We start from the raw sequence: 20,335 nt of genomic DNA, 5'->3' as shown, positions 1-20,335 counted from the left end.
TCAGGGTTTGCGGAATCGCAAAGTCATACGATCGCTTTCGCCGATGGCTTTGTACTTTGCATCATCTTTCGCGTCGTGCCGGTTGGTTGGCGGCAAGGTCCAGACACCGTTGGGATGGTCGGTCGTGTCCGCGGGGTTGGCGTTGATTTGCGAGGTTTCTTCGAGCACAAATCCCGCGCGGGTCGCGTAGTCGATCACCAGTGCTTCGGTGAGATAACCGGTCTTTTTCATGGTGTCGAGATCGGTACCGGGTTTGGCGCGATGATCTGCCACACCCAAAACGCCGCCCGGCTTCAAAGCTTTGAAGAACGCGTCGAAATACAACTGGGCATTGCCGGCGGCCACCCAGTTGTGCACGTTACGGAATGTCAGAATCGTGTCCACGCTACCGGGAGCCCCGAAAACGGGGGCACTTGGATTGAAGCCGATCTGTTTGAGCGTGTTAAAGCCTTGCACTTTGCCCGCGAGAAAGCGCGCAAAGGTATCGCGTTGTTTTTCTTGGAATGCGCGCGATGCACCCATGGGCACGGTCGCGGGATCCACCAATGCGGCGGTGTAGGAACCGTCAGTGATCAGGTACGGCTGCAGGATTTCCGTGTACCAACCGCCACCGGGCGTGATTTCCACCACATGACTTCGCGGCGTGACTTGGAAGAAGCGCAGCGTGTCGAACGGATGGCGATAGACGTCGCGGGCGCGATTGGCGGCTGAGCGATCTTCGCGATCGATGGCCATTTGTAATTCGGCCTCGTCGGCGGCATCGGCAGCGGCTTTGGCCGCAGCGTCTGCCGCTTCAACTGCGGCGATGGCGGCCGCTGAGTGGACGGGCGCGCCGTCGGTGCCGGTCGCGACATCGTGGGATGCCGAGCTGGCGCAGGCGGAGAGCACCAGGCTAAGGGAACAGGCTAGGAGCTTGGACTTTTGCATGGTGGGGACTCCGGGGGTTGGGGGGAGTGGAAAAATGAGAGAAAGATTTAAGAGCGCCTCATCCGCCCCTGCGGGGCACCTTCTCCACGGAGTGGAGAAGGGATTCTCTTCGTTTTAGATTAGGGCTAGGTCGGTGTTGAAGGTGGGGCTGGGGCGCATTGCGGCGGCCAGTTTGGTGAGGTCGGGTTTGTAGTAGCCGCCGATATCCACCGGTTGGCCTTGCGCGCCGTTCAACTCTGCGAGGATTTTGGCTTCGTCGCGGGTCAATGCTTCGGCCAAGGGCGTGAACGTGGCTTTCAAGTCGGCGTCGGCATTTTGGGCGGCCAAGGCTTGCGCCCAGTACATCGCCAGATAGAAGTGCGAGCCGCGATTGTCGAGTTGACCCACCTTGCGCGCCGGTGAGCGGTTTTCGTCGAGAATCTTGCCGTTGGCGACATCCAAGGCGTCGGCCAACACGCGGGCTTTTTGGTTACCGGTGTGTTCGGCGAAATGTTCGAACGATGCGGCCAAGGCCAGGAATTCACCCAAGGAATCCCAACGCAGATAGTTTTCTTCGACGAATTGCTGGACATGCTTGGGTGCGGAACCGCCGGCGCCCGTTTCGAACAAACCGCCGCCGGCCATCAGCGGCACGATGGACAACATCTTGGCCGAGGTGCCCAGCTCCATGATCGGGAACAGGTCGGTCAAATAATCACGCAGGACGTTGCCCGTCACCGAGATGGTGTCTTCGCCTTTGCGTGCACGTGCGAGGGTGAAGGTCATCGCCTCCACCGGCGTTTTGATGCTGATCTCAAGCCCTTGGGTGTCGAGGCCCTTCAACGCCGCTTCGACCTTGGCAATCATTTGGCGGTCGTGGGCACGCTGGGCGTCGAGCCAAAACACGGCCGGCGTCTTCGACAGGCGTGCGCGATTGACGGCGAGTTTCACCCAATCCTGGATCGGCGCGTCCTTGGTTTGACTCATACGCCAAATGTCGCCGGCCTTGACCGCATGCGACATCAATACCTTGCCGGCGGCATCCACGACTTTGACCGTGCCGTCTTCGCTTAACTGGAAGGTCTTGTCATGGCTGCCGTATTCTTCAGCTTTCTGCGCCATCAAGCCGACGTTGGGCACACTGCCCATGGTCGCCGGATCGAGCGCACCGTTGGCCTTCATGTCGGCAACGACGGCGGCGTAGATCCCGGCGTAATTGCGGTCGGGAATCATCGCCAACGTGTCTTGCAACGCGCCTTGTGCGTTCCACATTTTGCCGCTGTCGCGCAGCATTGCGGGCATCGATGCATCGACGATCACGTCGCTCGGCACATGCAGATTGGTAATCCCCTTATCCGAATTCACCATCGCCAGCGCAGGACGTTGGCTGTACAGCGCGGCGATGTCCGCTTCGATGGCCTTGCGCGTTTCTTCCGGCATGGACGGCAGGCGCGCATACAAATCGCCGATGCCGTTGTTGGCGTCGAAGCCGGCGTCGTCCAAGGCTTTCGCATGCTTTTCCAGCACCGGCGCGTAATAACGCTTCACCGCGACACCGAACATGATCGGATCGCTGACCTTCATCATGGTGGCCTTCAAGTGCAGCGACAACAGCAAATTCTCGGCTTGCGCGCGGGCGATGCTGGCATCGACGAAATCGGCCAAGCGGCCGGTATCCATGCTGGCCGCGCTGATGATTTCGCCGGCCTTGAGTTTCAATCCTTCTTTCATGGTCTTTGCACCGTTGGCGCCTTCAAACACGATGTTCACCGTGTCGTCTGCCGCCAGCGTGACGGATTGTTCGGTGCCGTAAAAATCACCGGCATCCATGTGCGCGATGGCGGTCTTGGAGCCGGCATCCCACTTGCCCATGCGATGCGGATGCTTCTTGGCGTAGTTCTTCACCGACAGCGGCGCGCGACGATCACTGTTGCCTTCGCGCAGGACCGGATTCACTGCCGAGCCCATGACCTTGGCGTAACGGGCACGCGCGTCTTTTTCCGCGTCGGTCGCCGGTTCATCAGCGTAATCGGGAATGGCAAAGCCTTGTGCCTGCAATTCTTTGATGGCCGCCTTCAATTGCGGAACGGAGGCCGAGATGTTCGGCAGCTTGATGATGTTGGCATCCGGCGTCGTGGCCAACTGGCCGAGCTCGGTCAGATCGTCTGGCACCTTGTTGGCGCCCAAGCTTTCCGGAAACTGGGCGAGGATGCGTCCCGCCAGCGAAATGTCACGCGTCTCGACGGCAATACCGGCCTGGGCCGCGAACGTGCGCACGATGGGCAGCAGCGATTGCGTTGCCAGAAACGGGGCTTCATCGGTCAACGTATAAATGAGCTTGGCGTCATTCGACATTTCAACATCCTTGGATTCGACATAAGCGACCATTGTCGCCGCTGCCGCGGGTCACATGCAAAGAAAAGGCGCGCCGTTTCCGGCGCGCCCGACTACACGCAAGCGTGTGGTGGCCTTACTTGGCGACGGTGAATTCAGCCGACTTGACCGGCGCGCCGTCCAAGCTGATGTCTACCTTGTACTTGCCGACCGGGAAGCCCTTCGGGCTGTTGATCTTGAAGTTGGTGACACCATTGCCGTTGAAGTTGATGTCTTTGGACTCTTCGTTGACGGTCTGACCGTCTTGGAAGGTCCACTTGGCGCTCAACTTGCCCGGGACGGTGGCGGCAGCGTCGCTGGTGGCGGTACCCACAGCGGCGATGATCGCGTCGGTGGGCTTGAAGGTAGTCATCGGCATGGTGACCTTCATGTCGGCGCCGACGGCATTGCCGAGATCCAACGAGGTCACCGAAGCGGTGGCAGCGACCGGAGCCGGTGCAGGTGCGGTTTCAACCGGTGCCGGCGTCGGGGTCACAACGGCTTCTTCTTTCTTCTTACAGCCAACCACCGCAACGGTCGAAATCAAGGCGGCGGCAACAAAAAGCGAGAGACGATTCTTGGTCATTTTCATTCCTTGGAAAAGTGATTGAGTGAAGCGGATCAGGCCGCCGGGATGTTGAGCACTTGGCCCGGTTTGATCTTGTCGGGGTCGTCAAGCTGGTCGCGGTTGGCCTCGAAAATGGTGTTCCACTTGTTGGCGTTGCCGTAGAACTCCTTCGAAATGTGCGACAGGGTGTCGCCGGACTTCACGGTGTAGGTTTGTGCTCCGGCACCGCCGCCGTTTTCAACAATTTCTTCGGTCGAGGTGACCGAGGATTGCACGTCAGAGAAATCAGGACGTTCGTTGTTCATTGCCATTTGCCTCCGGGGGATCGAGTGGATTCACGATGCCATGGCGAATGTTAAGAACGAATCATTTCCTCATTGCCGGACATCACGCTCGAAATCGATTCGGTCTTCGTTCACGGTGGCGCGCCAAGGGTTGATATCCAGCCCGCCCCGCCGTGTGTAGCGCGCAATCACGGACAAACGATCAGGTGAAGTCCGCGTCATCAAATCGTTGAAAATCCGTTCAACGCATTGCTCATGAAATTCGCAGTGATTGCGAAAACTGACGATGTATTCGAGCAAGGCGGCGCGATCCAAGCGCGGGCCGCTGTAATCGATCGTGAGCGTCGCCCAATCCGGTTGCGAGGTGACCGGGCAATTCGACTTCAACAAACGCGTCAGCAACACCTCCGTCACACGCGTGTCGTCGTGCCGGAGGAGACCGGCATCGGGCGGACCGTAGCTGGCAATCGTCACCGGCAAATCGTCGATGCAAATGCCGCTTTGCTGCGCTTGTGTATGCGGGACGCCGAAGCGCATGGTCACTTCGCCACCCGCCGCGGTCGATAGCGCGGCAACGACCTTTGCCTGCACCTCGTCATGGCTGGCAAAGCGTTCGTTGTTCAAGCTATTCAAGTACAGCTTGAAGGATTTCGACTCAATCAAATTCGGTGACTCGGCCGGCACGATGAATTGCGCCGTCTCAACCACGGGCTTGCCGCGTGTATCCAGCCAGCTCAGTTCGTAGGCATTCCAAATGTCGTGGCCGATGAACGGCAGCGCCCCGTGGATGCCGATCTCATTGCGTGCCTGTGCGCGTGGAATGGGAAACAACAAACCTTCGTCGTAGGCTGCCGGATATTCCGTGCCACGTCCCAAGCTGCTGTTTTCCGGGGTATGTGCATTCATGATGCAATGTCTCTTGAGGGCTCGCCATCGCCGGCATGCTCACCGGCGAGATATTCGGCACTTTGCATTTCAATCAAACGCGACGAGGTGCGCTCGAAGACCGCCGCCATGCGCGTGCCTTGGTAAAGGGTTTCCGGCGCGGCATCTGCCGTGCAAATGAAATTGACACCGCGATCATAAAACTCGTCGATCGCGTTGATGAAGCGTCGCGCCGGATCGTCGTTACTACCGTCGAACACCGGAATGCCACCACAAAACACGGTGTGGAATTCGCGGGCGATCTCAATGTAATCGGTGGTACCGCGCGGCCCGTCGCACATGGCCGCAAAGTCCAGCCACACCATGCCCTGCCCGCGCGCGCGTACCGGAATGCGGCGTCCGTCAATTTTCAATCCGGCATCGCGGTGCCGGTCGTCGCCACCCAATGTGTGCCAACGTGTTTCCAGCCAGGATTCCGACTGCGCGTCGAGCGGGGCGCGATAAACCGGGCTTTGCGTCAACGCACGCAGTCGATAATCGGTGCTGCTTTTGATCTCGACGACTTCGCAATGCTGTTCGATCAATGCAATCGCCGGCAGGAAGCTGGCGCGCTGCAAACCATCTTTGTAGAGGTTCACCGGCGGGGTATTCGAGGTGGTCACCAAGGTGATGCCTTGCGCGAAGAGCTGATCCATCAAGCGACCCAATAACATCGCGTCGCCGATGTCGGTGACGATGAATTCATCGAGCACCAGCAAGCGCAAACTGTCGCGCCACGCTTCGGCAATCTTTGCCAAGGGATCACTCTCGCCGGCATGCGCGCGTAAGCGCTCGTGAACCTCACGCATGAAGCGATGGAAATGGGTGCGTTTCTTTTTCGGCGTGTCGACGGTGTCGTAGAACAGATCGACCATGAAGGTCTTTCCGCGGCCAACGCCACCCCAGACATACAAACCGCGCACCGGCGCGTCGGCGTCACGATTGAACCATTTGGACAACAGACCGCCCGACGCGGGTGTTTTGCGCAATTCCGATTGGATGCGATCAAGGACGCGCAGCACTTCAAGCTGGGCGGGATCCGATTGCCAGTCGCCACGTTGCACGCCGGCGAGATAGGCCTGCGTCGGAGAAAGCGCTGCGCTCATGCGCGACGCACATCGGCTGCCCAAGCCAAGATGGCTTCGCGCAGATCGATCAATTTGCCGTGGAAGAAATGCGAGGTCTCCGGCATGGAGACGTAGCGCGCCTGCGGCGCTTGCAGTTGGTCGAACCATTGTTTGGTGACGTTGGCATCGACCAACTCATCCGCCTCGCCCTGCACCACCAACCAAGGCATGCCCGGCCGCACCAAGGCATCAAAATCCCAACGACCCGCCGGCGGCGCGATGGACACCAGATAGTCGGGGCGCGAGAGACCGATCGACGACAAGGACACATAGCTGCCGAAACTGAAACCGGCCAGCCACAGTGTGGTGTTCGGCCGCGTCGCGCGAACCCACTCCACGACCGCCATCAGATCAGCCACTTCACCAATACCGTTATCGAATGCACCGGCGGATTTTCCGGTACCGCGAAAGTTGAAGCGGACGCTGGGCATGCCGAGTGCGCGAAAAGCCTTTGCCGCGGTCGTCACCACCTTGTTGTCTTTAGTGCCGCCGCCGGTGGGCAGCGGATGACAAACGATCGCGGTTGCCGCGATAGCGGTTTGATCGGCATCAGGCCACTCGACGTGGACCTCCAGCGGCCCCTCAGGCCCCTCGAGCATCAGCAGCGAATCAATGGCGGGAAAAGGGGTCTGTGTGTTGTTCATCGAAACAGTGTGCCTGTCGGCACGTAAACGACGGAAAAAAGAACGCCGCCCGAAGGCGGCGCGAGACTTTTCAAGCTGGGGGCTTATTTCGCTTGCGCGACCATCCAGTCCACCGTGGCCTTCATTTGTTCGTCGGTCAAGGCCGGGTTGCCGCCGCGCGCCGGCATCGCACCGGACTTGCCGGTGAAGCCTTCAATGGCGTGCTTGTACAAGGTTTCCTTGCCTTGGGCGATACGGGCGGTCCAATGCGACGGGTCGAGCGTCGGGGCGCCGCCCGAACCGGAGGTGTGGCAACCGGTGCAGAGGTTGTCGTAAATCACCTTGCCGTCCGTGGTGCCGCCGTAGGCGACAGCCGATTTGGCCTTGTCCTTGGCCGCTTCGTCGGCCGCGGCTTGCTGGGCGAGACCCGTGCGACCGGCGTAGACGGCACCGACCGGCGCAATCCGTTCGATGGTCTTCTTTTCCGCGCTCTTGGAAGCTTCGTAGGGCAGCTGCTTGCCGATGTAATGGGCAGCAATAATCAGGGCGATCGTCAATCCCAAGAGGAAAGCGATAACCATGGAAAACTTCTTCAAAAATTCAAGATCGTAATTGCGCACGTTGCCTGTTCCCAAGCCGCTCCCTTGCGGCGCTAGCCACACAGTATAAAGGCTAGGCGCAGGCGCAACCAGTCAGCTCCGGCGGCGGATGACCGCCAAGGTCAGGCGGGAAATACAAACCAGCTTGCCTGCCTCGTCTTCGATGCGGATTTCCCAGACCTGGGTCGTGCGACCAACATGCAGCGGTCGGGCGGTGCCCGTGACTACGCCTTCGCGGACCCCGGCGAGGTGATTGGCGTTGATTTCAATGCCGACCACGCCTTGGCCTTCTTCGACACACAACCCTGCGGCGGTACTGCCCAAGGTCTCGGCCAGTGCGGCCGATGCGCCGCCATGCAAGAGGCCGTAGGGTTGATGCGTCCGCGCATCCACCGGCATGGTGCCGCGCAAATAATCGGGACCGATCTCGGTGAAAAGAATGCCGAGCGGTCCCATCAAGGTGTTGCGGGACAGATCGTTCAGTTGTTCAAGGGTGACGGGACGCTGAAACATCGGGGGCCTGCAGTTGGGGTAGAACTGAAGGTTACCCCGAAGTTTCAGCGAACGGAAAAGCGGGCCGGACCCCAATCCTGGCTGTAACGGCGGCGGCTGACATAGCCGCTGCTGCTGCCATAGCCCACGCCGAAGCGGGCGGGTTCTTCATTGATTTTGGTTTCCGGCAAGTAGGATTCGCTATTGGCGGCCAGGCTGCGGTTATCGAAGCGGACGAATTCACGGCGGTCGGCGGTGGCGTTGAGTTGGGCGTTCATGTCTGTCTCGTTGTTGTGGTGTACTGGTAAAGTAACACACCAAGACAATTGCGAATGTGCCGGAAGTCACCCAACCAAAGTAGGCGAATCGCCGAAGTTGAGGCCAGTAGTCCCGATGCTGCGTTCCATTTCAGTAGTTGGAGCCCTTCCACGGGCTCCACGTCGAGAATGCAATGACCAATCCCTTACTGCACTAGTTAGGCCGCTGAAGCGTAGGTTTGGTGGGTGGGTGCTTTTCTTTGCCAGCGCAGCTGCATCACGAAAGTTGTGATGGGTCGAAATCTGAATCACGTTGGTCATCGAGTCGCCTTGAATGTTGACCCAAGCGCGTGGCTTTTTCCGCTAACTGGCGCTTGCGTTCGAAGGCATTCACAGCGGAAAACAAAGCGTCCGCTATAGGAATCGCACCAGACGGCATACGCTTCAGTAATTGCGGTGCAGATCGCTCAAAAATTCCCTTAACGGCAGCGTCCCCACGCCTGTTGGCTCCGGCGGTGCCAACAAGCCGCGTCACTGCCCATCGCTGGCTCAAAACTTTTCCCATTCGCCAGTGCACCAAGCGGACCGGTTCGACCCCTATTGCATCGAACGCCGCTCAAATGGGCACGGCCGTTTCCATGATCCAGACGCTTGCGGCCGCAGCCGCGCAGGCGGCATAGCGATTTACGATCTCCCATTCGCGAAAAGTGGGGTCCTACTTTCCTGTTTTGCCCAAAGGGCACGGCGCCTCGCTGCCCCAATTCGGATCAGTCAAAGACCTTGCCGGGGTTGAGAATCCCGTCTGGGTCGAAAGTTTCGCGGATCCCGCGCAAGCGTACCATCTCCGCTTCACCCCGCATGCGCGCAAGCCACGGCTTCTTGACCAGCCCAATGCCGTGCTCGGCGGAGATGCTGCCGTCGTGGCGCGCCAACACGTCGGCGAGCATGTCGGTGGCGTGTTCGCAATGCGCCACGAACGCGTCGGGCGCGAGGTCTTCGGGTCTCAAGATGCTGATATGCAAGTTCCCATCGCCAATGTGCCCGAACCAGATCACTTCAAATGTTGGGTACCCCGCCGCGAGCAAGGCCTCGGCTTCCGCAAGGAAAGCCGGTAGCGCGGAAACACGCACCGCGATGTCGTTCTTGTAGGGCGTGCGCGCGGCAATCGACTCAGTGATGCTTTCGCGCAATCGCCACAAGGCCGCCACTTGGGCATCACTACCGGCGACGACGATGTCTGATGCGACCCCGCGTTCAAGACAACGCTCGAGCACGGCCAGCATTTCCGTCTCCTCGGCGTCATCTATCGAATCGACTTCAACCAATGCATAGGCTGGGTGCATCTCCGCAAACGGATCCTGTGCACCGTGTGCGACGACATGGCGTAGCGCGTCGCCTGAGAAAAACTCGAACGCCTGCAGGCCCAATGCGCCGCGCACTTCGACAAATGCAGCCATCACGGCGTCGAAAGACGGCAGTGCGAGCAGCACCACTTTGGACGCGGGCAACGGTGCTCCCAATCGAACGATGGCCTCGGTGACAATGCCCAGCGTGCCTTCGGAACCGATGACCAAATGGCGCAAGTCATAGCCGGACGAATTCTTGATGAGGCCACGGTTCAAACGCATGACTTCGCCGGTGCCGGCAACCAAAGTCAGCCCAGCGATCCACTCCCGCGTATTGCCATGGCGAATCACCCGGATGCCGCCGGCATTGGTGGCGATAGTGCCGCCGATAGTGCAAGAACCACGCGATGCGAAATCGACGGGATAGGACAGGCCCTGTTTGCCAGCCGCGTCTTGTACTGACTGCAGCGTAGCGCCGGCCTGGACCGTCAAGGTGCGATCGACGGGATCGAACGCGAGAATGCGATTCATCCGTTCCAAGCTCACCACCACCTCGCCGTTTGCAGCGACAGCGCCGCCAGACAGACCGGTTCGCCCACCCGAAGGCACCAGCGGCGTACCCGTGGCGCGCGCCCACTGCACTAGCGCTTGCACTTCTGCGGTGTCTGCTGGGAAAACAATCGCCAACGGCGCCGGGGTCCAACGTCGCGTCCAATCGCGGCCATAGTGGGCCAAGTCACTCTGTTCGGTGGAAATACGCAGCGCGGGGATGGTGTGGCGAAGCTTGTCGAGTGTGTGCATCGATGCAGTATCGTATGGATTCGCCCCGCCAGCGCACGCCATGAACGCAACCTCCTTTCCGAAATCAGAAATGCGCGTGGTGCTGCTTGAAGGCATCAGCACGCGCGCCGAAGCGGTGTTCCGCGCCGCAGGTTACAGCCGGATCGAAACACACGCGACCGCGTTGGACGGTGATGCCTTGCGCGCGGCACTGGCCCAAGCGCACATCGTTGGCATTCGTTCGCGCACGCGATTGAGCGCCGATATGCTCGGCGATGCGAAGCGCCTGCTTGCGGTGGGTACCTTTTGCATCGGCACCAATCAGGTTGACCTTGATGCCGCGGAAGCGCTCGGCATTCCGGTTTTCAACGCACCCTATTCCAATACCCGCAGCGTGGCCGAATTGGTCATTGCCGAAACCGTGCTGCTGTTGCGTGGGATTCCGGCCAAATCGATGCAATGCCACCGCGGCGGTTGGTCGAAATCCGCCCTCGGCAGCCACGAGGCGCGCGGCAAGACCCTCGGCATCATCGGCTATGGACACATCGGCACCCAGGTTGGCTTGCTGGCCGAAGGGTTGGGCATGCGCGTGCTGTTCCATGACATCGAGAGCAAATTGGCCTTGGGCAATGCGCAGCCGGCACCCGATCTCGACACGCTCCTCGCGCAGTCCGATGTCGTCACGCTGCACGTTCCGGATACGGCGGCCACACGCGGCATGATCGGCGCCGCGGCATTCGCGCGCATGCGCCGTGGCGTGCAATTCCTCAATGCCTCCCGCGGCACGGTGGTCGATGTGCAGGCCTTGGCGGATGCAATTGCGAATGGCCACGTGGCCGGTGCGGCTGTGGATGTTTTCCCAGAGGAGCCGGAGGGCAATGCGGATATTTTCGAATCACCGCTGCGCGGTCTGGACAACGTGATTTTGACCCCGCACGTGGGCGGCAGCACCTTGGAAGCACAAGACAGCATCGGCGTGGAAGTGGCCACCAAGCTGGTTCGCTACAGTGACAATGGCAGCACGCTTTCGGCCGTGAATTTTCCCGAAGTGACTTTGCCCGAACACGCGGGCAGCCATCGCCTGTTGCACATCCACAAAAACGTGCCCGGCATGTTGTCGCAGGTCAACGCGGTGTTCAGCGCACGCCACGTCAATATCGATGGCCAGTATTTGCGTACCGATGCCAACGTCGGCTACGTAGTCATTGATGTTGGCACCGGCGCCGCCCAGGCCGATGCCTTGCGTGCAGAGCTCGCAGCCATACCCGGCACCTTGCGCGCGCGTGTGTTGTATTAGAAGAAAGGCAAGCTGGCGACCCTTGGGCCGCGCGCTAGACCAATGCGTCGGCAACCTCGGCCCACGACAGCCCGTCGCCGAACTGCTGACTCTTGAGCTTCAGCCCGCGAATGCCCAATTTGCCCGCGAACTGCACGTCGGTATCGCGGTCACCCACCATCGCTGAACGGGTCCAATCGATGCGCGGGTCGCCCACGTAATGGGTCACCAATCCGATTTCCGGTTTACGGGTGGGTGCGGGATCATGGGCGAAACTGCAATCGATCAGCACTTCTCGAAATGAGAGGCCTTGGCTTTCGAAGACCTGCATCATCAAATTGTGCGGCGGGTTGAAGGTTTCCCAGGGAAATGAAGGCGTGCCCAAGCCGTTCTGGTTGGTGACCATCACGAATTCATAGCCCGCATCCCGCAGGCGCAACAGTGCGGGAATACAGCCCTCGACAAATCGCAGTTTTTGAAACGAATCGATTTGGAAATCGTCTGGCTCGGCGACGAGCGTGCCATCGCGGTCGACAAACAGGATCGGGGTGGGTGTCATTGGGATTTCAAGCTCGCGTTGTCAATCACGAAACGATATTTGACATCACCTTGCAACATGCGTTCGTAGGCGTGGTTGATTTCGTCAGCACGAATCAACTCGATGTCGGCGACGATGTCGTGCTTCGCGCAGAAATCGAGCATCTCCTGGGTTTCGGGAATGCCGCCGATGAGCGAACCCGCCAAGTTGCGTCGCTTCATGATCAGACTGAAGACGTTGGGCGAAGGATGCGGTGTGGAGGGCGCACCGACCAAGGTCATCGCGCCGTCGCGTTTGAGCAAAGCGAGGAAGGCATCGAGGTTGTGCGGCGCAGCCACGGTATTGAGGATGAAGTCGAAGCTCTTGCGGTGCGCGGCCATCGCCTCGGCATTTTTCGACACGACCACCTCATCGGCACCCAAGGCCAAGGCGTCTTGGCGTTTCGATTCGGAGGTGGTGAAGGCGACGACGTGGGCGCCCAAGGCATGGGCGAGCTTGAGCCCCATGTGACCCAGACCGCCAATTCCGACTACGCCGACTTTCTTGCCCGGTCCTGCCTGCCAATGCTTGAGCGGCGACCAGGTGGTGATACCCGCACACAACAGCGGCGCCACCGCCGCGAGCTGGTCTTCGCGATGACCCACGCGCAGCACATAGCGCTGATTGACCACGATTTGCTCGGAATACCCGCCCAAAGTGTGGCCGGGCGCATCCGGGGTCGGCGAGTTGTAGGTGCCGATCATGTTGTCGCAGTAGTTCTCCAAGCCCGAACCGCACTCCTCGCAGGTTCTGCAGCTATCGACGATGCAACCGACACCCGCCAAGTCGCCGACTTTGAAGGCGGAGACTTTCTCGCCCACCGCCGACACGCGACCGACAATTTCATGCCCCGGGACACAGGGAAAGACAGTCCCGGACCATTCGGCCCTGACCTGGTGCAAATCGGAATGGCAGACGCCGCAAAAGGCGATATTGATTTGAACGTCTTCAGGGCCCACTGCGCGTCGCGTGATCGCCATCGGTTGGAGGGGCTGGTCGCCGGCGTGTGCGCCGTATGCGTGGACGGTCATCGGATTTCCTTCGCGAATGGGTATGGGAGAGGTCTCCGATGACCTTAGTCTGCCGATCGTTATTGCGGTGCGAATCAGCGGATGGAAAACCGCAAGGGACCCCACGCATGAGTATACGGTTTGTTGTGGACATAACCGCTGCTGTGGCCGTAACCGACGCCGAACTGCGAGTTGCCATCCCCTTCATGCGATTCGGGGAGAAAGGATTCGCTCTCGCCTGAGACGGCATGCAGGCTGTTGTTGTCGCCCGCCAGGGTGCGGTTATCCATTCGAACGAATTGGCGGCGGTCTACTTTTGGGACTTTGGTGTCCATGACGTGCCTCTGATGATGAGTTTGGACACTTCGAATCTTGCGCCAAACTTGCTTAATATGTGATGAGCATCACATATTGATTTTGTCCGGTTTCCTCAAAGAAACGGCATGCTCACCGCGCCCATCGCGGTGATCACGCGCGTCAGCCACCAGCGAATTGAGATGACATCGACCTCGGGAAAGTCGCCGACCATGCGATAGCACTTGCGGAATCCCGGCGTCCGGTAGCTGATCGGCGCCGGGCATTCCGGGCTGGGCACGAATTCATAGCTGCTGCCGTAGCGCGACGGCCATAAATCCAGGATCGGCAAAGCTTCGGTGCCGGAGAGCACCACTTCGTCCAACTGACGGAAGGCTTTTGGTTTGGGCGCGATCGTCCAAGCGTTGGCCGGTTGCGTCATCCGCAAAATATTGCGCGCAACCACGTCGGCAACGCGCGGGTCATGCACGATCACCGCGGCCTCGGTGTTGTAGTGCTGGCTGCGCGGATCGAAATTGTGCGTGCCGACCACCGCGGTGGTCCGGTCGATCACGATGGACTTCGCGTGAATCGCCACGCTGGCGTCACGCTCGCTGCGCGCGGCCGCGCTGTCGAATACGACGTCGGTCGGGTCGGGCTTGAGTTCAAACATCTCGAAGCCCAAACGGCGCATGTAGCGACGACGGTATTTGTATGCCATCGCATACGTCAGCATGTTGTCGGTCGACGCCAGACTGTTGGTCGAAACGATGATACGCGGCGGTTCGGGTCTGTCTTGCAATGCGGCGACCGAACGTTGCGCGGCATTGGTCAGCACCAGATACGGCGTTTGCATGATGATTTCGGACTGCGTGGAGGCGACCAACTGCCCGAGCTCGGAGGAAAATGCATCTTGCTTGCGAACCGCTGTCGGCCCTTTGCGGTGTTTGGCCGGCAAGTCGGCGATGAATTGCACGGCGCCTGTTTGGATCTCGGCGTTCGCATACGCTTGGTCACGCGCGCGCACATCGGCCGCGTCGTTCAAAAAATCACGCACGCGGTCGGGAAATTCATAGGCCGCATCGGACATTTTCGGCACACCTTCGCGCTGCAAAATCGCGACGGCGTCTTTCAGTTCGGGCATCGATTTCGAACGCGGTGAGGCCCAGAACACATTGAAGGTGTCCGCCATGCGTTGGACGACCGGGCCCGCCACGAGGATGTCGCGGTCGAGAAAATTGAACTGCGGACTCCAGTCAAAATAATCGTCTTGGTAGTTGCGCCCGCCGGTCAGACCCAACTTGCCGTCAATGATCAACAACTTGGTGTGCATGCGCTGATTGAGCGTGCGGAACTGCGCGATGCTGGCCAAAGCATATTGGAAAGGATTCGACAACGAACCCCGTCCGAACAAGGGGTTGTAGATCTTCAAATCGAGATTGCGGTGCGCGCCGGCCACCGCCACTTGCGTTTCCGCACTGTTGAATGCCGACAGTTGGTCGATCAATACGCGCACCTTCACGCCGCGTTTTGCCGCCGCGACCAACTCGCGCAAGATCATGCGCGCGCTGTCGTCCTCATCGAAAATGTAGGTCTGCACATCGATCTGTGTCTTGGCGGCACGAATCATCGAGACGCGTGTGTGCAATGCCTCCTGTCCGGATTCGATGATCCACACCGCATGCTTGGGCGCGGTTTCGGTGGACGCCGCGATCGCCGCGTCCGCCGCTTGGCTCAGGCGATTGTCAATCGCGCAGTGGTCGGCGCGCGCGCAAGACAGGACGTCGGACTTGCCTTCGTCAAGAACGCGCGTCGCTTCGGCACTGTCTTTGGGTCGCAGCCCCGAGCAAGCAGTACAGGCCAGGCACAGCCATACCAAGGCGAGGGCCAAGCATTGGCGCATGGATCAAGGCGACCAGAAATCGACGAGCGTCGCGACACCCGGTTCGATGGCGGCATCTTTGGGGAAGTGCAGCACGGCGACCGACCCGGGCGACATGCCGCGGTAATCACCGGTGCGTCCTTCCGACAGCAACGCCACCAGCTGCTCCAAGCCCGGGTTATGCCCGACCAACCAGACAGCGTCGGCATCGCGGTTGCCATCCACCAAGGTGATCAACTCACCGGTACTGGCTTCATAAATCGACGGCTCCAAACGCATAGGCAACGGCCCCATGGAACGCATGATGGCTTCCATGGTTTCGCGGGTGCGCCGTGCCGGTGAGCACAGCACGCGCTCCGGGGGCGAGCGCCTGGCGTGCAGCCAAGCGCCGGTCGTCCATGCTTCGACTTGACCCGGATTGGAGAGCGCCCGCTCCATGTCGGTCTCATCGCCTTCCGCGGATTTCGCGTGGGCGTGACGAATCAATACCAGTTCAAACATCCATTAGCCTCGCGCGCGTTGGGTCCAGTTGATCAACGGCGCCCAATCCGCTTGGTGTTCACGGATCTGGGCCGAATGATAGTCATGCAGCCCGCGTCCGAGGCCGGCCAGCATGACGTAGGCCTGGCTGTCGCGCATCTGTGCAATCACCGGCACGTTCCAGGACTTCAACAGTTCGACCGCCTGTTGTGTGGCTTGGGTCCAGGGCTTGACGCGATTGACGACCAGGCCAATCGGCAACTGCCCCTTCTTCACGCGCGGGTGTTTGTGGATTTCATTCAAGAAATGCACGGTGGGTTCGATATCCAACGCCGAGGGACCGACCGGCACAATCACCACCTGCGCCTCGTCCAGAAAGCCATCGAGAGACGATCGGGTGGCGCCGGCCGGGGTATCGATGATGATGCGTTGCGCGTCGTCGGGCACATGCTTGGCCCATTGCTTGCGGGTGCCGTCAATCGGCAACACCGCGCTATCCAATCCGGCACGGCGTTGTGCCCAGTGGGTGGAAGATTGCTGCGGGTCGGCATCCACGATCACCGTGTTCAAACCGGCCACGGCGGCCTGCGCCGCGAGATTGGTCACCACGGTGGTTTTCCCGACACCGCCCTTCGAACTTGCCACAAGAATCGACTTCACCGTGCGCCCTCGAAAAAGTGCATTGGGTTCCAAGCCTATCATTTGCCCGCGGAAAATCGCGGCGATACCCGGGCGTGCGGCGGGGAATCAGGGAAATCCCCAGTAAAATACGCGTTGCCAGCATCTATTACAGGGACGCAATGACCTCCACGGCCGAACTCTCCTCCCCGGCGTCCGCCAACACGGGCCTCACCCACGGCGTCAGCGACGTCGACTACACACTGGAAGACAAATACCAGCGCACCGAGGGCCGCATTTATCTGTCCGGCGTCCAAGCGCTGGTGCGTCTGCCGATGATGCAGCGCCTGCGCGACCAAGCCGCCGGTCTCGACACCGCCGGTTTCATCAGTGGCTATCGCGGCTCACCGCTCGGCGGTTTCGACCTTGAATTGTGGCGCGCCAAGAAACACTTGGAACGCAACGGCGTGAAGTTCACGCCCGGCCTCAATGAGGACCTGGGTGCCACCATGGTTTGGGGCACCCAGCAAACGGGCCTGTTTGAAGGCGCGAAGCACGATGGCGTGTTCGGCATGTGGTACGGCAAGGGTCCCGGCGTCGATCGTTGCGGTGACGTGTTCAAACACGCCAATGCCGCCGGTACCGCGCGCCACGGTGGTGTTCTGGCATTGGCCGCAGACGACCATGCCTGCCGCTCCTCGACATTGCCGCACGGCTCCGAGCACGAGTTTGTCAGCGCGATGATGCCGGTGTTGAACCCGGCGGGTGTGCAAGACATTTTGGAAATGGGTCTGCTCGGTTTTGCGATGAGTCGCTTTACCGGTCGTTGGGTCGGCTTCAAGACCATTGCAGAGACGGTCGAATCCTCGGCGTCTGTCGATGTGAATCCCTTTGCGCAAACCATCGTGTTGCCGGGTGACGATGACTTCGAGATGCCGCAAGGCGGTCTCAACATTCGTTGGCCGGATCCGCCGATGGATCAGGAAATGCGTTTGCACCGTTATGCGGTGAAAGCGGCACAGGCATTTGCCCGAGCCAACAAGATCGACCGGGTCATGGTGGAGAGCCCCGAGGCGCGCCTTGGCATCGTCACCACCGGCAAGAGCTATCTCGACGTGTTGCAGGCGCTGGAATATTTGGGCCTGGACGATGCGGCCTGCCGCGACATCGGCATTCGCGTCTACAAGGTCGGTATGACCTGGCCGCTGGAACCGATCGGTATCCGCGCGTTTGCACAAGGATTGAAGGACATTCTGGTCGTCGAGGAAAAACACAGCTTCATCGAAAGTCAGATGAAGGAGTTGTTCTTCAATTTCGACGGCGACCGTCCGAGCATCGTCGGCAAGTATGACGAAAGCGGCGAGTGGATCCTGCCCTCGACCGGCGAGCTCACCCCGGCGCGGATCGCCGGCGTCATCGCCAAACGCATCCAACGCTTCCACGACAGCGAGCAGATCCGCAACGTCATGCAATGGATGGAAGGCAAGGAAGGCGAACTGGCACTGCCGCGCGCCAACTTCCCGCGCGTACCGCATTACTGTTCGGGCTGCCCGCACAATACCAGCACCAAAGTGCCGGAAGGTTCACGCGCACTCGCGGGCATCGGTTGCCATTACATGGTGACGTGGATGAATCGCGACACCGATACCTTCACCCACATGGGCGGCGAAGGCGTGACCTGGGCCGGGCAAGCGGCATTCACGAATACCCCGCACGTGTTCCAAAACCTAGGTGACGGCACCTACTTCCACAGCGGTTCACTGGCCATTCGCCAATCGATCGCGGCCGGCGTCAACATCACCTACAAGATTTTGTACAACGACGCGGTCGCCATGACCGGCGGCCAACCGGTGGACGGCACGCTGACCGTGCCGCAGATCGCGCAACAAGTGTTGTCGGAAGGCGTGCACACCATCATGTTGTTGTCGGATGACATCGGCAAATGGACGCGCCAGCGCTATCTGTTCCCGAAGGAAGTCGAATTCCACGACCGCAAAGACCTCGATGAAGTGCAGCGCCGTCTGCGCGAAGTGCCGGGCGTCTCGGTGCTGATTTACGACCAAACCTGTGCCACCGAGAAGCGTCGTCGCCGCAAGCGCGGCAAGATGGTCGACCCGAACAAGCGCGTCATCATCAACTCGTTGGTGTGCGAAGGCTGCGGTGATTGCGGTGAAAAATCTTTCTGTGTATCAGTGTTGCCGAAAGACACCGAGTTCGGTCGCAAGCGCGACATCGACCAATCGAACTGCAACAAGGATTTCTCCTGCGTCGAAGGTTTCTGCCCGAGCTTCGTGACGGTGGAAGGCGGCACGTTGAAGAAAGGCCGCAAGGTGTCCGCCGCCGAGCGTTTGGAGAATCTGCCGATGCCGACCTTTGCCACGTCACTCGACAAGCCTTGGAACATCCTGATCACCGGCGTGGGCGGTACCGGCGTTGTCACCATCGGAGCCTTGATCGGCATGGCCGGTCATTTGGAAGCGAAGGGCTCGTCCGTGCTCGACCAAACCGGTCTGGCGCAGAAGGGCGGCGCGGTCACCACGCATATTCGCATTGCCAAATCGCCCGCCGATATCCACGCCGTGCGCATCGCTGCCGGTGAGGCCGATCTGGTGCTGGGTTGCGACATGGTGGTGGTGAACGACTATTGGGCGTTGTCGAAGATTCGTGCCGATCGCACCCGGGTGGTCTTGAATACCTACGAAGCGATGCCCGGCACGTTTACCACGCGCCCCGACATGCAATTCCCGGCCCCGGACATCATCTCCGCGGTGGCACAAGCCTTGGGTGGCAAAGCGCCGATGACCATTGACGCCACGCAGCTCGCGACGGCGTTGATGGGTGACGCGATCGCCGCCAACCTGTTCATCCTCGGCTACGCCTGGCAACAAGGTTTGGTGCCGATCTCATTCGAAGCGCTGATGCGCGCGGTGGAATTGAACGGCGCGGCCGTGCCGATGAACAAGACGGCGTTCGCTTGGGGCCGTTTGGCGGCGATTGACATGGCTGCCGTGGTGGAGGCCTCCGGCGTGGTGCGCAATGCACAAACCCCGGCAGAACGTCAGCCGCATGCGTTGGCCATGCTGCCGGCGACGCACAACGAAGGCATGGAGTCGGGCCTGACCGGCGTGGGTCAAACCTTCGAGGAAGACGAGTTGCGTCACGTGCCTGCGCACGGCAACGCGGGTGTCGATTTCCTGCCCTTGGATGACTCGCGCTTGTCGCGCTCGTTGGACGAGCTCATCAAACGCCGTGTCGCCTTCCTGACCGACTACCAAGACAAGGCCTATGCGGACCGTTATCTCGGACTGGTCAACCAGGTGCGCGCCGCGGAAGAGCGTCGCGTCTCGGGCAGCACGGATTTGACCGAAGCGGTGTCGCGTTACTACTTCAAACTCATGGCTTACAAGGACGAGTACGAAGTGGCACGTCTGTACACCAACGGCGAATTCCAACGTCGAGTCGCGCAGCAGTTCGAAGGCGACGTCAAGATCAACTTCCACTTGGCTCCGCCGTTGTTTGCGAAGAAGAATGCCAAGGGTCAGTTGATGAAGAAGCAGTACGGTCCGTGGATGATGAAGGCGTTCGCGCTACTGGCGAAGTTCAAGCATCTGCGCGGCGGTACGCTCGATGTGTTCGGCTACACCGAAGAACGCAAGATGGAACGCCGGTTGATCAGCGACTATGCGGAAACCATCGGCCAACTGTTGCCGACGTTGGATGCCGGAAATGTGGCGTTGGCGGCGGAGATCGCCTCGATCCCCGAACACATCCGCGGCTTCGGTCACGTCAAACACGCGCATGTGGAAAAGGCCAAACAGCGTGAGAAAGAGTTGCTGTCCCAATGGGGCAATCCCCTGCGAATTGTGCAGGTGGCCTGATGCAATAAAGACCCCGCGCAAGCGGGGTTCTTTTTTGGTTG

General features: G+C 60.0%; 17 protein-coding genes and 2 pseudogenes. 2 read left to right on the top strand and 17 right to left on the bottom strand.

Annotated features, from left to right (window positions below):
- The 11 genes from H8L67_RS01110 to H8L67_RS01060 form a co-directional block, all read right to left on the bottom strand.
- On the bottom strand, positions 1-927 hold the full coding sequence (locus tag H8L67_RS01110; RefSeq protein ID WP_220379971.1) for a class I SAM-dependent methyltransferase: 927 nt from the start codon (positions 925-927) through the stop codon (positions 1-3).
- A gap of 114 nt (positions 928-1,041) precedes the next feature.
- Positions 1,042-3,261: an NADP-dependent isocitrate dehydrogenase gene (locus tag H8L67_RS01105; protein WP_220379970.1), complete on the bottom strand. Its 2,220-nt coding sequence runs from the start codon at positions 3,259-3,261 to the stop codon at positions 1,042-1,044.
- Between the two features lie 115 nt (positions 3,262-3,376).
- Positions 3,377-3,865, bottom strand: a complete 489-nt coding sequence (locus H8L67_RS01100; RefSeq protein WP_255555984.1) for a hypothetical protein — start codon at positions 3,863-3,865, stop codon at positions 3,377-3,379.
- 35 nt (positions 3,866-3,900) lie between these two features.
- Positions 3,901-4,152 carry a LysM peptidoglycan-binding domain-containing protein gene (locus tag H8L67_RS01095; protein WP_220379968.1) on the bottom strand — a complete coding sequence of 84 codons (252 nt, stop codon included), beginning with the start codon at positions 4,150-4,152 and terminating at the stop codon, positions 3,901-3,903.
- A gap of 69 nt (positions 4,153-4,221) precedes the next feature.
- A complete protein-coding gene (gene queF / locus H8L67_RS01090) occupies positions 4,222-5,037 on the bottom strand; it encodes an NADPH-dependent 7-cyano-7-deazaguanine reductase QueF (RefSeq protein ID WP_220379967.1) in 816 nt (271 codons plus the stop codon).
- Positions 5,034-6,161, bottom strand: a complete 1,128-nt coding sequence (gene zapE / locus H8L67_RS01085) for a cell division protein ZapE (RefSeq protein ID WP_220379966.1) — start codon at positions 6,159-6,161, stop codon at positions 5,034-5,036. Before zapE ends, queF begins: the two co-directional genes overlap by 4 nt.
- On the bottom strand, positions 6,158-6,826 hold the full coding sequence (locus H8L67_RS01080; protein WP_220379965.1) for an alpha/beta hydrolase: 669 nt from the start codon (positions 6,824-6,826) through the stop codon (positions 6,158-6,160). The genes zapE and H8L67_RS01080 overlap by 4 nt, the downstream gene beginning before the upstream one ends.
- Before the next feature lie 83 nt (positions 6,827-6,909).
- Entirely contained in the window at positions 6,910-7,425 is a 516-nt protein-coding gene (locus H8L67_RS01075) for a c-type cytochrome (protein WP_220380673.1), read from the bottom strand.
- Positions 7,426-7,497: 72 nt separating this feature from the next.
- Positions 7,498-7,917, bottom strand: coding sequence for a hotdog fold thioesterase (locus H8L67_RS01070; RefSeq protein ID WP_220379964.1), 420 nt, complete (start codon positions 7,915-7,917; stop codon positions 7,498-7,500).
- 44 nt (positions 7,918-7,961) lie between these two features.
- Positions 7,962-8,174, bottom strand: a complete 213-nt coding sequence (locus tag H8L67_RS01065) for a hypothetical protein (RefSeq protein WP_220379963.1) — start codon at positions 8,172-8,174, stop codon at positions 7,962-7,964.
- Between the two features lie 746 nt (positions 8,175-8,920).
- Positions 8,921-10,300, bottom strand: a complete 1,380-nt coding sequence (locus H8L67_RS01060) for an FAD-binding oxidoreductase (RefSeq protein WP_220379962.1) — start codon at positions 10,298-10,300, stop codon at positions 8,921-8,923.
- 40 nt (positions 10,301-10,340) lie between these two features.
- Here H8L67_RS01060 and serA point away from each other — a divergent pair, with 40 nt between their 5' ends.
- Positions 10,341-11,576: a phosphoglycerate dehydrogenase gene (serA, locus tag H8L67_RS01055; protein ID WP_220379961.1), complete on the top strand. Its 1,236-nt coding sequence runs from the start codon at positions 10,341-10,343 to the stop codon at positions 11,574-11,576.
- A gap of 40 nt (positions 11,577-11,616) precedes the next feature.
- Here serA and hisB read toward each other — a convergent pair.
- From hisB to H8L67_RS01025, 6 genes and pseudogenes are all read right to left on the bottom strand, one after another.
- Positions 11,617-12,114: pseudogene (gene hisB, locus H8L67_RS01050) on the bottom strand (histidinol-phosphatase); the annotation flags it as partial.
- Positions 12,111-13,163, bottom strand: coding sequence for an NAD(P)-dependent alcohol dehydrogenase (locus tag H8L67_RS01045; RefSeq protein ID WP_220379959.1), 1,053 nt, complete (start codon positions 13,161-13,163; stop codon positions 12,111-12,113). The gene H8L67_RS01045 and the pseudogene hisB, both read right to left, overlap by 4 nt.
- 74 nt (positions 13,164-13,237) lie before the next feature.
- A complete protein-coding gene (locus H8L67_RS01040) occupies positions 13,238-13,432 on the bottom strand; it encodes a hypothetical protein (RefSeq protein WP_220379958.1) in 195 nt (64 codons plus the stop codon).
- A 140-nt stretch (positions 13,433-13,572) separates the two neighbouring features.
- Positions 13,573-15,339, bottom strand: a complete 1,767-nt coding sequence (locus H8L67_RS01035) for a phospholipase D family protein (RefSeq protein ID WP_220379957.1) — start codon at positions 15,337-15,339, stop codon at positions 13,573-13,575.
- Positions 15,340-15,342: 3 nt separating this feature from the next.
- Positions 15,343-15,819 carry a SixA phosphatase family protein gene (locus H8L67_RS01030; RefSeq protein ID WP_220379956.1) on the bottom strand — a complete coding sequence of 159 codons (477 nt, stop codon included), beginning with the start codon at positions 15,817-15,819 and terminating at the stop codon, positions 15,343-15,345.
- A gap of 3 nt (positions 15,820-15,822) precedes the next feature.
- Positions 15,823-16,458, bottom strand: a complete 636-nt coding sequence (locus H8L67_RS01025; RefSeq protein WP_220379955.1) for a ParA family protein — start codon at positions 16,456-16,458, stop codon at positions 15,823-15,825.
- A gap of 186 nt (positions 16,459-16,644) precedes the next feature.
- Between H8L67_RS01025 and H8L67_RS01020 the strand changes: the two are divergent.
- Positions 16,645-20,294: pseudogene (locus tag H8L67_RS01020) on the top strand (indolepyruvate ferredoxin oxidoreductase family protein); the annotation flags it as partial.
- Positions 20,295-20,335 lie beyond the last annotated feature (41 nt).

This window comes from Lysobacter soyae, from assembly GCF_019551435.1.
Lineage (GTDB): Bacteria > Pseudomonadota > Gammaproteobacteria > Xanthomonadales > Xanthomonadaceae > Solilutibacter > Solilutibacter soyae.
The sequence above is the reverse complement of the archived record's forward strand: the minus strand, read 5'-3'. Positions and strand labels throughout refer to the sequence as shown.